This is a genomic window from Bacillus sp. ISL-35, assembly GCF_018613355.1.
Lineage (GTDB): Bacteria > Bacillota > Bacilli > Bacillales > Cytobacillaceae > Mesobacillus.
This window is the reverse complement of the sequence record NZ_JAGGQK010000007.1, coordinates 66,091-80,825: the sequence shown is the minus strand read 5'-3', so window position 1 is coordinate 80,825 and position 14,735 is coordinate 66,091. Positions and strand designations below refer to the sequence as shown.

At 43.0% G+C, this 14,735-nt stretch carries 14 protein-coding genes and 2 riboswitches; of the genes, 11 read left to right on the top strand and 3 right to left on the bottom strand.

All coding sequences use genetic code 11. The features are described from left to right. Positions 1-81: 81 nt before the first annotated feature. The gene (locus tag J7E38_RS11815; RefSeq protein ID WP_214707539.1) at positions 82-3,144 is read right to left on the bottom strand and encodes an efflux RND transporter permease subunit; all 3,063 of its coding nucleotides are present in this window, start codon (positions 3,142-3,144) and stop codon (positions 82-84) included. Between the two features lie 400 nt (positions 3,145-3,544). Between J7E38_RS11815 and J7E38_RS11810 the strand changes: the two genes are divergently transcribed. Further along, positions 3,545-4,492, top strand: a complete 948-nt coding sequence (locus J7E38_RS11810) for a sensor domain-containing diguanylate cyclase (protein ID WP_214707537.1) — start codon at positions 3,545-3,547, stop codon at positions 4,490-4,492. Between the two features lie 79 nt (positions 4,493-4,571). Here J7E38_RS11810 and J7E38_RS11805 read toward each other — a convergent pair whose 3' ends face one another. Next, the gene (locus tag J7E38_RS11805; RefSeq protein WP_214707535.1) at positions 4,572-5,057 is read right to left on the bottom strand and encodes a QueT transporter family protein; all 486 of its coding nucleotides are present in this window, start codon (positions 5,055-5,057) and stop codon (positions 4,572-4,574) included. Positions 5,058-5,062: 5 nt separating this feature from the next. Further along, a riboswitch (PreQ1 riboswitch) is annotated at positions 5,063-5,107 on the bottom strand. 216 nt (positions 5,108-5,323) lie between these two features. Here J7E38_RS11805 and J7E38_RS11800 point away from each other — a divergent pair. The 8 genes from J7E38_RS11800 (at position 5,324) to J7E38_RS11765 (ending at position 11,769) form a co-directional block, all read left to right on the top strand. Further along, the gene (locus J7E38_RS11800) at positions 5,324-6,169 is read left to right on the top strand and encodes a pirin family protein (protein ID WP_214707534.1); all 846 of its coding nucleotides are present in this window, start codon (positions 5,324-5,326) and stop codon (positions 6,167-6,169) included. Between the two features lie 71 nt (positions 6,170-6,240). Then, positions 6,241-6,323, top strand: a riboswitch (cyclic di-GMP riboswitch). An 85-nt stretch (positions 6,324-6,408) separates the two neighbouring features. Next, on the top strand, positions 6,409-7,653 hold the full coding sequence (locus J7E38_RS11795; RefSeq protein ID WP_214707532.1) for a DUF5667 domain-containing protein: 1,245 nt from the start codon (positions 6,409-6,411) through the stop codon (positions 7,651-7,653). A gap of 153 nt (positions 7,654-7,806) precedes the next feature. Beyond that, complete coding sequence (locus J7E38_RS11790) at positions 7,807-8,082, top strand: hypothetical protein (protein ID WP_214707530.1); 276 nt, start codon at positions 7,807-7,809, stop codon at positions 8,080-8,082. Positions 8,083-8,246: 164 nt separating this feature from the next. Beyond that, positions 8,247-8,639 carry a sporulation protein gene (locus tag J7E38_RS11785; protein ID WP_214707528.1) on the top strand — a complete coding sequence of 131 codons (393 nt, stop codon included), beginning with the start codon at positions 8,247-8,249 and terminating at the stop codon, positions 8,637-8,639. A gap of 110 nt (positions 8,640-8,749) precedes the next feature. Further along, the gene (locus tag J7E38_RS11780; RefSeq protein ID WP_214707526.1) at positions 8,750-9,364 is read left to right on the top strand and encodes a hypothetical protein; all 615 of its coding nucleotides are present in this window, start codon (positions 8,750-8,752) and stop codon (positions 9,362-9,364) included. 180 nt (positions 9,365-9,544) lie between these two features. Next, positions 9,545-10,393 (top strand): STAS domain-containing protein, encoded by an 849-nt coding sequence (locus J7E38_RS11775; RefSeq protein ID WP_214707524.1) that lies wholly within the window; start codon positions 9,545-9,547, stop codon positions 10,391-10,393. A 119-nt stretch (positions 10,394-10,512) separates the two neighbouring features. Next, positions 10,513-10,965: a GNAT family N-acetyltransferase gene (locus J7E38_RS11770; RefSeq protein ID WP_214707522.1), complete on the top strand. Its 453-nt coding sequence runs from the start codon at positions 10,513-10,515 to the stop codon at positions 10,963-10,965. 150 nt (positions 10,966-11,115) lie between these two features. Next, positions 11,116-11,769, top strand: a complete 654-nt coding sequence (locus tag J7E38_RS11765; RefSeq protein ID WP_214707963.1) for a DsbA family oxidoreductase — start codon at positions 11,116-11,118, stop codon at positions 11,767-11,769. Positions 11,770-12,002: 233 nt separating this feature from the next. Here the strand turns inward: J7E38_RS11765 and J7E38_RS11760 are convergent, their stop codons facing one another. Continuing rightward, positions 12,003-12,629 carry a nitroreductase family protein gene (locus tag J7E38_RS11760; RefSeq protein ID WP_214707520.1) on the bottom strand — a complete coding sequence of 209 codons (627 nt, stop codon included), beginning with the start codon at positions 12,627-12,629 and terminating at the stop codon, positions 12,003-12,005. Positions 12,630-12,883: 254 nt separating this feature from the next. Between J7E38_RS11760 and pnuC the strand changes: the two genes are divergently transcribed. After that, positions 12,884-13,588, top strand: a complete 705-nt coding sequence (pnuC, locus tag J7E38_RS11755) for a nicotinamide riboside transporter PnuC (protein WP_214707517.1) — start codon at positions 12,884-12,886, stop codon at positions 13,586-13,588. Beyond that, complete coding sequence (nadR, locus tag J7E38_RS11750) at positions 13,585-14,622, top strand: multifunctional transcriptional regulator/nicotinamide-nucleotide adenylyltransferase/ribosylnicotinamide kinase NadR (protein WP_214707515.1); 1,038 nt, start codon at positions 13,585-13,587, stop codon at positions 14,620-14,622. Before pnuC ends, nadR begins: the two co-directional genes overlap by 4 nt. Positions 14,623-14,735 lie beyond the last annotated feature (113 nt).

Below are 14,735 nucleotides of genomic sequence, written 5' to 3'. Positions count from 1 at the left end.
CGGAATATTTTAAACAGCATAAGTGCTTATGAAATACATAAAAAAGAAGGCAAAACGATTGAAACCGTTTTGCCTTCTTTTTTAGTTCACTGCTTTCGGAGCAGGAGTAATGGAAGTCTTGCTTTTCCTAACTTTCCTGCTGAACATGCTTCGTTTCTCCGCACTTCTTGTGAAGATGCGGTATACAGCCGGGATCAACAACAAGGTGATAAGGGTAGCGAAACTCAGTCCGGTAATGATGGCAGTAGCCATCGGTGCCTGATAGTTTCCTGATCCTCCTGTTGCCAGGGCTAATGGGAGCATACCGCCAACTGTTGTCAGTGTTGTCATCAAAATAGGGCGGATGCGGTTCTTTCCTGCTTCAACAAGTGCTTCCTGGACAGTATACCCTTCATTGCGCAGCTGGTTGGTGCGGTCAATCAATAGAATCGCGTTATTCAGGACGATTCCAATCAGCATGATGATGCCCATGCCTGACATGACGCTCAGTTCACGCTGGGTCAGGAACAATCCAAGGATGACGCCGACTATCGTCATTGGGATAACCGACATCACGATCAGCGGGTGGCCAAGGTGATTGAACTGGACAGCCATGACTAGGTAGACAAGGAAAATGGAGATCGCCAAGATCAAAATCATGTCCTGGATCATTTCCTGCTGCTGCTCAATGTCACCAGCAGGTGTGATGCTGTAACCGGCCGGCACATCATAGCGGTCCATCAGCTTTTGGACATCACGGTTGATCGCGCCAAGATCCTTGCCTTCAATATCAGCAGAGATGGAAATGAAGCGTTCTCCGTCTTTATGCTTGATCTCGTTTGGATTTTCCTCACTTTTTAAGGAAATGAAGTTTGACAGCTTTTTCTCGCCAGTTGGTGTTGGGACAATCAGATCGAGCAAGGCTGACTTTGTGGCTGTTTCGTCATCCCACTTCAGTTTCAAAGGGATATTTTCTTCATCGATTGTCAGCTCGCCAATCGGCATCTGCATGAGAGACTGTTCGATGAATTGCTTGATTTGCAGCTGGGATAATCCTGCTTCTTCGATTTCGGTTTCCTTCAGCTGGACTACCTGTTCAACAGAAGTCCTTTCAATAGAATTCTCAATCCCGACAATTCCATCGATTTCAGCAAGCTTTCCTGTAAAACCATCGGCAATCTTCTGGAGTTCTTCAACGCTTTCTCCGGAAATGTTAATTTGGACTGGAGATCCGCCGCCAGCTGACATGGCAGCCTGGGCTCCCTTGACTGGAACTGTGTCTTCGAGATTCCTCAGTGCTTTCAGAATTTCTTCATTCACTTCTTTTTGATCCCGGGTAATATCATCACCCTTTGTCATGTTGACAATGGTATACATCATGTTCCCTGAATCCATCACATAATTTGTCTCGACATCTGTGATGCCTTCCAGGGCTTTATTCATTTCAGTTACGATGTCCTGCTTTTCTTCGAGGCTCAAACCTGGCTCAACAGGAACCATGATTTCAGCATAACGATTCAGCATATCCGGCATGATTGTCATCGGAATTTTCGTCACCAGCATCATCGAGCCGGCAAGCATGAGGAAGAACAGGCCGATGATGGCAAAACTGTGGCGCTTTTTCCTGATGGTCCATGAGATGAGATTGCTGTAAAAACGAAGGAGCGGACCATCCTTCTTCACTTTTTCTTTCTTTTTCAGCTTTAAGAACTTATCGGATAAAGACGGGATCAGTGTGAAGGAAACGATGACTGAACTGATCAGTGTAATCGCGACAACGACTGAGAGAATGATCATGAATGAGCCCATCTCACCGCCTAAAAGGCCGATTGGAAGGAATACAACAATAGTCGTCATCATCGATGCCAGCACGGCGGTCGCGACTTCTTTTGTTCCTTCAATGACAGCTTCCATGTTCTTCAGACCAAGTTCCTTTTTACGATAAATGGACTCCAGGATCACGATGGACGAGTCTACCATCATCCCAATTCCGAGTCCCAGGCCGATCAGTGTCAGGATATTGAAGCTATATCCGAACATCCACATGGCAGCGAAGGTGAGCAGTACCGATGTTGGGATAGACAGTCCGACAATCAGCGTGGCGCGGACATTCCTCAAAAATAGAAGGAGGATGGCGACAGCGATAGCAGCTCCTATCAGAATATTGCTTGTGACTCCATCAATAGATTCTTGCACATAATCTGCCTGGGCAACCATTTCATTCAGTTCAAGGTCCCCGGTGAGCAAGCCTTCTTCGCGGATTTTCTTGATTTCCTTGCGAACAGCATCAGCCATTTCGATTTGTGTCGCATCTGCAACCCTGCCGACCTGGACAAAGATGAAATCTTTCGAACCATTTTTCCAGACAAGCGAGGAGTTTTCCAGCGGCTGTACCGAAACGTCAGCGACCTCAGAAAGCTTGATATTGCCATTCGGTGAAGCTATATGAAGGTTCTTTATTTTTTCGACTGATTCGGGCTGTGTGTTCCACCTCAAAGAGGGAGAATTCGCTTCATTGCTTAGCTGGCCTAATGTGGCCTCAGTGTTTGCCTGCTGGATCGCGCCCATTACCTGTGCTGCATCCAGCCCTTTTTTCGTGAGTTCATTTCTTTTGAGTTCTACAGTCACTTCTTTTTCCACACTTCCAGAAAGCGAGACGTCACGGACTTCAGGAAGGTCTTCCAGCCGTGGTTCCAGGATGTTCTTTGCGAAGGCAGTCATCTTCTCCATATCGGAACCAGATACATCCATGAAGAAATCGTACGCCTGGCTTGTGCCGTATTGGGCAGCTATTACATCTTTGACACCTGGGAGGTCGGAGGTTTCATTATTAACGACAGATTCCACTTCCTTGAAAACCTCATCGCCTTTTCCGCGTTCAATCGTCATTTGCAAAGAGCTGCTCCCGATATTGCTGGTCGACTCAATTTTCTCGATGCCTTCAATACCAAGTATCTTTTTTTCGAGCGGGGTGGTAATCGTTCTTTCCACTTCGATCGCCGGCATCTCCCCGGCATTGATTTCCACATATGCTCCATCCATCTGGATCGAAGGCAACAGCTCTTTATCCAGCTTCAAAACTGAAAAGCTGCCAATCAATAAAACTAACACCACCATCAAACTGACTAAAATCTTTCTTTGAATGATAAACCTTAATAACTTCATAAAATCCTCCTAAAATTATCTTAAAATAAGATTGTAAAAAATTTCTATTTTATTCACCCAAAAACAGATTATACACACATTCATAGGAAAAAATAACTATAAATTTGTAAAAATATAATTAAGTTTCTATATTAATACCTACGCTGATAATCTAGAGTGTCATAATAGAAATCTTCTCTGTGATATTTCCATTTTATCCCTTGAATGAAAAAGCCATAATGAGCCAGAGACAGATTTTCATATAGGACTCAAGGCTGATAGGAAATAGACAGAGAGGAGGATGGCCTAGAGAGAAAAATAGTTTGAATTCAACATTTATCTATATTTCTATCCTTCCATTTATGGTAAAATCCAGTATATGGGAAGTGGCATCAAGTACATACAGGGGATGGATGTTTTAATGGATTTCATTTTAGGAGCAGTTGCTGGGTTGGGTTTAGGTTTCCTTCTGCGTTCAAGGGTGAAAAGGCCGAAACAGGATGAGGGGCTGGATCAGATACAGCGGATTGCCAGGCTTGTCGAAAGTTCAAAGGACGTCATTTATTATTATCAGGTTAAGCCGGAATTTAAATTCAAGTATATAAGTCCGTCCCTGGACACGTATCTGGGAGGAGGGGTTGTAGAGGCGGCTATGGGAAATCCGTATGACTGCTTTGAACGATCGCATCCGGATGATGTGGACCAGCTGCATGACAAGGTGACAGGCAATCTTGATTATTGCCAGCCGATTCTTCAGAGGTGGCGTAATCATGAAGGAGAGTACCTCTGGTTTGAAGAATACGCAAGTCCGGTTTATCACAACGACCAGCTGATTGCCATTCAGGGAATCATCCGAAATATTGATGATAAAGTCAAGCTCCAGGAAGACTTGGAGTTCCGGATTAATCATGATGCATTAACCGGGATCCATAATAGGCATTACTTCCAAAAACAGTCAGATTCATATAATAAAAAGACCATATCTGCGGGCATCATTATGTGCGACTTGGATAATCTGAAAACCACGAATGATTCTTTTGGGCACAAACAGGGCGACAGGCTTTTGATTGAAACAGCAAAACTGCTGGCTTCTTTTGAGTCTAATGAAATCTTCGTTTCACGGATGGGCGGGGATGAATTCGCCATTCTTATACTTCGGAAAAACGAGAAGGAAATCATAAATCTCATTGAATTCATCCAGACCTCGATTGATCTGTATAATCAAAAAAACCGAACTTGCCCAATCGGTTTATCTATTGGCTATGCCTGCACCAGCGCCTCCGCGGGCAGGATGGAAGAATTGATGGCCATGGCTGATGCGAGAATGTATGAGGCGAAAAGACGGAAAAAAGAGTGTGTACATATATAAACGGCTTAAGCACAATCGAAAATAATGGCTTGCAAACCATATAAAAACCGCATGGATTAAACCCATGCGGTTTGTTCATTCATACCAACTTCTCGAGGTTCACTCGTTTATGGATCGCGAGCATCACTGGAATGCCGACAGCCATTACGATGAATTCACCCGCGGCTGTTGTCAGCCATGTGAACAAGAACGGCATCTGAAATGCGAGATTCAGTTCAAGCGCGATAAGGAACATCGTGAAGGTGAACACCAGAGCATTCACAATCATACGGCCGATGATATTTTTGATATATTTAGAAGTGAAGATCGTAATCAACAAAGAAATCACTGACTGGCCAACGCCAAATACAAGGTCATAAGCCATCATCGGGGAAAAGAGCAGGTTTGTTAAAAATACTCCCAACACAATTCCGAAGAAATACTTTTTGTTAAAAACAATCAGGTGGTTGAACATTTCCGATACGCGGAATTGTACATTGGTAAAGCCGAATGGCTGGATGACAGCAGAAACGGCGATATACAATGCAGCCAGAATCCCGTTTCGGACAACCGTTCTCGTATTCATTTTCATCTCTCCTAGTTTTTTTACGTGGGATGGTTACGAACCACGATATTTTAAAGCCAATTGTATATTATATAGGATGAAAGACCTTCTCACAATAGAATTTTTCTAGAATACTAGTTTGACACTTGGGAGCTGGAGGAGATGAATTTATCTCATGTTAAAGTATCTTTGTTTTAAAATAATTCCTTTGATTGATATAATTTAATGAAACTGAAAAGGTAAAAACGTCCTGAGAAAATTGAAGTTCCTGGAAAGGGGTTATAAAAATGTATAAAAGAGATATAAAAAAGCATTGGACCGTTCAATATGAAGAGAGAGGCATGCCCCATGTGCAGGCGGGGCTGGTACTGAACCCGCAGGAGTGGAGGGAATTGGATCCGTTCATTCTAATGGCTGAGGACTGGTTCAAGCGCGGTACTTTTTCCGATCACCCACATCGCGGCTTCCAAACGATTACGTTTGTCATTGACGGCAGACTGGAACATATCGATAACCATGGAGGGCACAGCATTCTTGAAGCAGGGGATATCCAGTACATGAACGCCGGAAGCGGAGCGAGGCATGCCGAGGAAGCGGTTGACCACGATATTGCCCATACACTGCAGTTATGGCTGAATTTGCCTGGAGAGCTGAAAGGCACAACCACTTCTTATCAGAATGTTTATAACGAAGAGGCGCCTGTTGTCCCATTCGATGGCGGCACACTAAAGGTCTACTCAGGAGAAACCGCCGGTGTAAAGGGACCGATGGAACCTTTGGTGCCATTTGCCTTATCTGAAATCCGCCTGTCTGAAGGTGCTGAATTCACATATGAGCTGCCAGAAGGGCATAATGCGTTCCTTTATGTACTATCAGGTGAAATTGAAGCTGGTGAAAGCCAGGTCAACCTTAAAAAGTCTTCAGCAGCCACGTTAACCTTTAAGGATGGCGGGGAAGGCTTAAGCGGATTAACTTTTAAAGCGAATAAGCGCTCAAGAGTGTTGGTCTACTCCGGCCAGCCGATCAAAGAGGAAGTTGTTGCTTACGGCCCATTCGTCATGAATTCAATGGAAGAAATCCGTCAGGCATACCGCGATTACCAGGAAGGGAAGTTCGGCGGGGAAGCGAAGTGAGTTAGCGGCAAACTCCGAAAATTTTTATTTATTTTTTTCTGTCGAATAAGTATGATAAAAGTAGAATTAAAATCCGATAAAGGCAAATCCAGGGAAACCTGGGGACGCAAAACTACAGGGGCTAAAGTCATGACTATGCCAGCCAGTTGCCGAAGGTTCACATAGTAGATTTATGTGTGCTGCTCTTCGGACAGCACTTTTTTGATTTTGATTCCAATATATAAGTGGGGGAAATTGGAATGAAAAAGTTTTTCGCATCAACGGTTTTGACAGGACTGCTTGCTTTTGGTACGGGAGTATCCGCAGAGGAAGTTGTAGAAACTGTAGATCCCGGAACGACACCAGACGAGTTTTTATTTACGTTTGATCAATTATTTGAAGAATTGAAGCTTTTAATCACCTTTGATGATGAAAAGGAAGCCGAGCTGCTTTTAGAGTTTGCGAACGAGAGGCTGGCTGAGGCGGCAGCTATGTCAGAGGAGGAAAAGACAGAATTCGTACAAGAGGCGTTTAAAGATTATTTAGAAACGCTTGAAGAAGCGCAAGAGAAGGTCACGGAGGTCATAGTTGAAGACGGGACCGATTCCGATGGAGAAGACCGACTGACAGAAGAGTTGGAAAATGCAGCTAATCTTGAGGAAGGGCTTACCGAAGAACTTGAAAATGAATTAAAGGAAGAAGTTGCAGAAGCAACAGAACAAGCAAAGGTCGTTGCGAACGTAGTAAAGGATCTTGATCAGAAAATGGTATCCCAGCTGCGTGAACAGGAGCTGGGATACGGGCAAATCGCACAAATCTTCTGGCTTGCAGAGGCAGCTGGCAAGACAGTAGAAGAGATTGCTGTTTTATATACTGAGGAAAAGGTTGGCTTTGGACAGGCAGCCAAGAAGCTGGGTGTCCACCCGTCCAAGATGAAAGGACTCGCATCAGGCAAAAAAGAATCTTCAGTCGATGAAGAAACGGATACAGATGAAAATGCTGAGAGTTCTGAAGATGAGGGCTCTGAAGAAGCAAATCAGGCTGAAGAAACGAATATTGAAGAAGTAAATCAGGATGAAGGAACGGATACTGAAGAAGGAAATGTAGAGCCTGATTCGACTGACCAGGTTAATACTGCAGCGGCTTCGGTTGCCGGCGCGGATACGAGAACTACTGCTTCACATTCAATAGAAAAAAAAGCAAGTGCAGAAAAGAAAGCTGAACAAGCAGCTGTGAAGGTTACAGAAAAGAAAGCTGAAGCTGAAAAGAAAGCGGAAGAACAAAGGCGCGAAGCAAAAAAGAAGGCTGAAGAAAAGCAAAAAGAAGAAGTGAAAAAAGCTGAAGAGAAGAGTAAAGAGGAAGCGAAAGCCAAAGCCAAAGAAGAAACTAAGGCCAAAGAAGCTAAGAAAAATAAAGAGAAGCAGGAAGATGAAGAAGCGGAAGAAGACGAGCAGGAAGATGATAACAGCAAAGGTAATTCAAACAAAGAGAAAAACGGAAAGTAGATTAACAGGTACAATCGAGGCCAAATCGGATACAATTAGAAAATTTGACGGACTTCAGGTTTTTATGTACCATGATAGTATAAATTTGAATAGTTCTCCTAAAGGGGAGTAGCTTTTACAACAGAGTCGTCATTCCGGAGGTCACTCCCGGCTTTGTTGGCAACAATCGTTGTTAGCAAGACCTTTGCCAAATATGGTGAAGGTCTTTTATTGTTTTTAACCTTCACCAGAGCAGGTGAAGGTTTTTTATTAATCTTTTTTGGTTATGGTAAAGCCATTCCGTCCTATATGTGCCCGAAAAAGTGCCAACAGGAAGACTTCGGTCACATAAAGAGGGAATATCTGCCCGAAAAAGCGCCGACAGGAAGGTTTCGGTCACATAAAGTAGTGGAAGCGAAAAATATTATGATAATAGGAACCTTTTTATAAAGCAGCTAGACGCATTTGCTGGCTTTTAACATAAATTGAAATATCGGTGTGTAAAAGCTACTTGAGTCAACAACATCCATGCAGCTTAATGTTAAAAAGTGAGTTGACCAGAATGAAGTTATCGCACGATGAATCTAAAAAAGTTACGATTACGGAGGAACAGCATGTTATTAAGAAAGTACATGTCACTGCTGGGTGTGGGATCAGCCCAGATCGACTTGATTTTGAAGAAGGATGTTCTAACCCCCGGAGATTCGGTGAATGGTAAGTTTTTGATCAAGGGCGGGACGGTTGCCCAGGAACTGCAGCATATTGAATGCAGCCTTGTCATGGTTGATTTGAAGACAGAACAAGAAGATGAATTGGATAAAATATCAATCGACGTAGAGACGAGGATCCAGCCAGACGGGGATGATGAAGTTCCATTCACGTTCCAGCTCCCAGCGGATGTTCCTCCCTCAAATAAGCATATTTCTTACCACTTTAAAACAAAGCTTGTATTCAAGCAGGGAATAGAAAGCTGGGATGAAGACATGATTAAGGTCGTGAAAAAATGAACGGCAAACCATTAAACGGCGAGCCGTGAACTCCACCCAGGGGTGGGAGGCAGCGCTTCGCGGAATAAGGGATTCTTCAAGTCATATAAAATTAGAAAGGAGCAGGGAAAATGAACCAATATGAACATCTGGCAAAGAGTGTTGTTTATTCAGTACGAGGATCAAAAGTAGCTTTGGTTCATAAAGCCCCTTCATTAAAGCTGATTGGAGAGGGAAGGAGTGCTTTCGCATTCCTGATTAAAGGCACGGATTTGGTTTTGAAAGTCTTTTTTCCACAGTTTTACAAGATTGCCGCAGAAGAGACAGCAGTCTATCAGCAGCTTGCAGGAAGCAGGTTTTTCCCTAAGCTTCATGAATCAGGAAGTAATTACCTGGTCATCGACTATGTCCGTGGATTGACGCTCTATCAATGCCTGGTAAATGGAAAACCGATTTCTCCATACCATATTGAGGAAGTCGATCATGCCCTAAAACTGGCCAGGGAGAAAGGTCTTAACCCGTCCGACATCCATCTGAGGAACATCCTCATCACCCCTGATAATGACATCAAGCTTATTGATGTGGCAAGATTTCGGCAGACGAAGGAATGCTCCCAATGGAAGGACCTGAAGACGGCCTTTTATAAATTTTATACCCATGAGCGCTTTCCTAAAAAATTGCCGGAACCAGCGATGGATTTAATTGCATTTTTCTATAAAAAAGGATTGCTTCCATCTATTAACTAATTGTGGCTGCAATCCTTTTTATAAAATTACATAAAATAATGATAACGAAAACAGCAGTAGGTTCAAAAACTTGTCCTGTATTCCTATCCTGCGTTATGATGGTTTATAACAGTGTAATTTGGAATATGTGAGTTTGGATATATAGATGATCATCGTCATAGAACACATGGAGGAATCATTATGACTAAAGAACTGCAAGCATTAGGGGAAGCCATTATCAGCAGGAAGCATCAAATTGCAAAGTCTGTCCATGAAGACAGATACTCTGACGCCGTATTAACGGAAGCACAGAAATATGACCTTGGTAAAATTGAACAGCAAATCCTTGAGGTCAGGGCAAATTTCGTTGAACTGTTCGGGGAAGCTTTGATCGAGCATGAAGATCCAAAGAGAGTATTCGATAAACTGACAAACTGGGGAAAAGAAACCGGCGAATATATTTATAAGCTGGGTGCCTCTCTTGATGAAGCTTTGAAAGATACAACCTTTTATCGTGAACATCTTTGGAAAGCGATAAGAGAAGAAGCAAAGGATATGCCTGCTGCTGTCTTCTTTGATGTTTTGGATGTTATTGACCCATTGATGGATCATGCGATTTACAGTTTCAGCCTTACATTTGTTGAAGCGCATCAACAGAGTCTTGAAAATGCCAAAACAGCATTGCTTGAACTTTCAGTACCAGTTGTTCCGTTAATGCCAGGAGTCGGTGTCCTGCCTCTTGTCGGAAATGTGGATACAGAAAGAGCTCAGCTATTGATGGAAGAGACACTGGATCAGGCAGTGAAATTAAAGCTGACTCATCTTATCTTTGATGTCTCCGGCGTCATGATTGTAGATACCATGGTTGCCGATCAGCTGTTTAAAGTCATCAGTGCCCTTTCACTTGTCGGCGTAAAAACCATCATGACCGGTATTCGTCCAGAGGTTGCCCATACGATGGTGACGCTTGGACTGAACCTGGAAGGAATCATGGTGAAATCCAATCTTCATCAGGCCTTCAAGGAAATCCAGCACTTACAGAATGCATAATGAATCAAAAGCTGCCTCGGCAGCTTTTTTATGTTGAATCAGATAAGAAGGATTTTCCTATTGAAAAAGAGAAATGGAAAGTAGCCTTGAGAAAAATGTGTGACTGGGGGAAATAGAAAATGGCTGAGATTGTGTACCGTAATGTAGAAGAAAAGGATATACCAGAGTTATTCGAACTGATGAATCAATACATAGTTGATTTTTACAAAAAGCCGGCACCTGATGAAACAGAACTGAAAAACCTGATTCACCATCTGTTGGAACATCCCGACTCGGGTTTGCAGTTTGTGGCTGAAAAAGAAGGAGAACTGCTGGGGTTCGCCACCTTGTATTTTACTTTTAGCACGTTGCAAGTTAAACGCGCAGCCATCCTGAATGATTTATTTATCAAAGAATCTGCCAGAGGAGAAAAAGTGGGTGAGAAGCTTTTTAAAAAATGCCTGGCCTTTATAAGGGAGAATGACTTTGCCTATATGACGTGGGAAACGGGTAAGGATAATTTTGCTGCCCAGGGATTGTACAATAAAATGGGCGGGAAGCAATCTGACTGGCTGGTATATGAAATAGAATAAGAAACAGCAATTGAACGGGATAGTAGCTGCTGAGTCGGATTTCGTGTAATTTACTAGATTAACACCTATACTATAATGTGAAATAATCGACAGGAGGGATCCGGGATGCAGATTGAAATGTGGACTGACTTTGCTTGACCATTCTGCTATATTGGCAAAAGGCGTCTGGATGACGCTATTAAACAGATTGACCACCCGATAGAAGTAACGTACCGCTGCTTCGAGCTTGATCCGAACATGGAGCGGGATATAGATTATAACATGTATGAAGCTCTCTCAAAGAAATATGGGATGAGCATTGCCCAGGCAAAAGCGAGTACGCAAAACATGGTACAGATGGCGAAGGAATCCGGCCTGGAATACAATATCGATACACTGATCCTAACCAATACATTCGATGCCCATCGCTTGACGATGTTCGCGAAAAAGCATGGGTTAATGGCTGAGATGACGGAAAGGCTATTGCGTGCCTACTTTACGGACTCAAAGCATATTGGGGACCATGAAACACTGGCGAATTTGGCAGGGGAAGTCGGACTGAATCGTGACGCTGTAGAGAAAATGCTCGCAAGCAATGAAATGGCCGATGAAGTCCGTGCTGATGAAAGCACTGGCCAGCAGTATGGAATCACGGGTGTGCCATTCTTCCTGATCAACAAGAAGTATGCAATTACTGGTGCCCAACCTACTGATGTCATCGTTCAGTCATTGAAAAAAGTCATCGCTGAGAGCGAAATCACTATTTTGAACAACGATGATGGAATGATTTGCGACGACGATGGTTGTGAAATTCCAAAGAAATAGTCAAAAAAGAACTAGTCGGTGATGACTAGTTCTTTTTGTTCTTGGCTGTTTTCGTAAAGATTGTTGTTAAAATCCTAAAGCCGATTTTAACGTAATAGATACATATTGCGGTGGTCGGTATAAAGTTTACATGCTCTTTTCTCATAAAAAGCGTCTTCTTTACAAGGGTAAACAGCTCATTCAATCCAATTTTGTATTCAATAGCAACAAAGTTTGAGAAAAGAGCCTTGTTCTTAAATAAATTCGACAACTTCCTCGATTGGCAAGCGAGTTGTCTTATGTCCAGGTGCAGCTGCCTTGCCCAGGGCGATCAGCAGGGATGGCATATAACGATCTTCAATGTTGAACTTTTCAATGAACTGCTGCCTGTTGAAGCCGCCCATTGGAACAGTATCATAGCCGCGGGCTTTTGCTATCAGCATAAGCTGCATGGTTACAAGACCAGCATCAAAAGATGCGATGTTTTCTCTCATGTCAACTGGGACAGAAGGATATAATTTGTTAGAGTTCTCAATCATTCTGCCCATTGTTGTTTCGTCCATATAGCCAGCTTCGAAAGAACTGCGGTACACCTTTTCACTATTTCGGTACATTTCCCTGTCACCAAGGACAGCGATGACTGCAGATGCAGTTTCCACCTGTTCCTGATTATTGGCAATCGCCCTTAATTCCTTTTTGACAGCCTCGTCCTGGATCACAATGAACTTCCATGGCTGCAGATTGCTAGAAGATGGTGCCAGGGTAGCTTCTTTTAAAATGTCTAAAATTTCTTCGCGCGAAATTTTAAAATTTGTATCATATTTTCTGACTGAACGGCGTTCACGGATTACCGTGGCTAGGCCTGTCTCGGTTGAGTTCATATTCATTCCTCCAAAGATGTAGTTGGTTACTATTTGTAAGCAGTAATAGATTACTCCTAGAAAGAGTTGACGTCAATTAAGATGTTTCAAATATTATAGTGTCAAAAAATGGACCATGAGTCGTTCTGCTACTTTAAAAATTTTCACGGCTTAGTGGAAAATGAATTACATATATATCTATATAAAAAGGAAAATGATCAGTTTTGTTGAATTAAATATGGAAAAATAAAGAAGATTTGCGGGGAGTGTATAAAATGAAGGTATTAAAGGATTGGACAGCATTTGAAAAAAGCTGGCTGTTAATTTTTACAGCGGTCAACATCTACCTGTTTTTCGCATGGAAGGATTCGCTTCTGGGACTGATTTCTTCGATTACAGGGATGCTGTGTGTTGTGCTTGTGGCGAAAGGGAAAATTACAAACTATTATTTCGGTATTATCCAGACTTCTACATATGCCTATATTTCCTATACATATGGCCTGTATGGAGAGGCAATGCTGAACGGCCTGTTCTACTTCCCGGTACAGTTCATCGGACTTTATATGTGGAAAAAGAATCAAATTAAAGACAATGAGAGCGTCAATGGAGAGGATATCCCTGTCCAGCGCCTTACAAAGGAAGGCTGGATTAAGCTTCTTGCAATCATCGCAGTTACAATAGTCGCTTATGGCTTCTTCCTGCAATACCTTGGAGGCAAGAGCGTCTGGATCGATTCGGCTACAAATGTCCTGTCGGTCTCTGCCCAGATTTTGATGCTGAAGCGTTTTGCTGAGCAGTGGGCCCTGTGGATTTCCGTCAATATCCTGTCCATCATCCTGTGGATTGGGGCATTGGTATCGACCGGGGGCAATGATATTTCAATGCTCGTCATGTGGTCCGCGTTCCTGGTGAACTCGATCTACGGTTATATTAATTGGACGAAAATGTCTAAGGATCAGAATTTGGGGGCTGCAGCATGACGTTTGGCAAAGTAGGGATGTATGGGGGCAAATTTATCCCTGTCCACCTTGGACACGTCTACGCAATGATTAAAGCTAGTACAATGGTTGATGAACTTCATGTCATTGTTTCCTATGATACAGAGTATGAAAAAAATATCCTTTTTAAGGACGCCCGAATTCCTTATATTCCTTTTAAACAGCGTATCAGATGGTGGAAGCAGCTGACGAAGGACCTGGCACATGTCCAGGTTCATGCCATAGAAGAAATCCAGACAGGACAATTTTCTGATTGGGAAAAAGGGGCGGACAAAATCAAGGGTGCGATTGGAAAAGAAATTGATGTGGTATTCAGTTCAGAACCAGGTTATAGCAAATACTTTGATGTTCTATATCCAGGAGCGGAGCATAGGGTGATTGATGCTGCACGCGAGAACTATCCGGTTTCGGCAACAGCCATCAGACAGGATGGGGCCATGAAGTACTGGGGAATGCTGCCTCATCAGGTCAGGCCTTTCTTTGTAAAAAAGGTCGTCATTGTCGGAACAGAGAGCTGCGGAAAATCCACGCTTGTCCGGAATCTTGCTGCCCTCTACAATACAGTGTTTGTAGAGGAAACAGGCCGCACATACTACGAAAGACTCGGAGACTGCGAAACAATCACCCTGCCAGCAGATTTTCCTGAAATCGCCATCGAACACAAATACCGTGAAAAACAGCAGCTGGAAATAGCGAATAAAGTATTATTCATCGATACAGAAGCCATAGTCACCCAATATTTTTCGATGCTGTATGTAAACGAGCATCAGCAGGTATTGGACACGCTTGCCAGCATCCAAAACTATGATTTATGGCTGTTCCTCGAACCGGATGTTGAATGGGTTGATGATGGAACAAGAAGCTTCGGTGAACAAGCTGTACGGGAAGCAAATAACGAAACATTGAAAAGGATGCTGGATGAGCGCGGAGTAGAATATGAGACAATCAGCGGAAGCTATGAAGAAAGATTGCAAAAAGCGATGGAGCTCGTGGATCAGCTTTTATCAAATTCGTGAGGGCATAAATGTGAATAGGGTTATAGTTCATAACAGGCATCAACCGTGCGAGGTTAATGCCTGTTTTTTTATGAGGAACAGAAATACGAGAATGGAAGTGAAAATTGTCCATC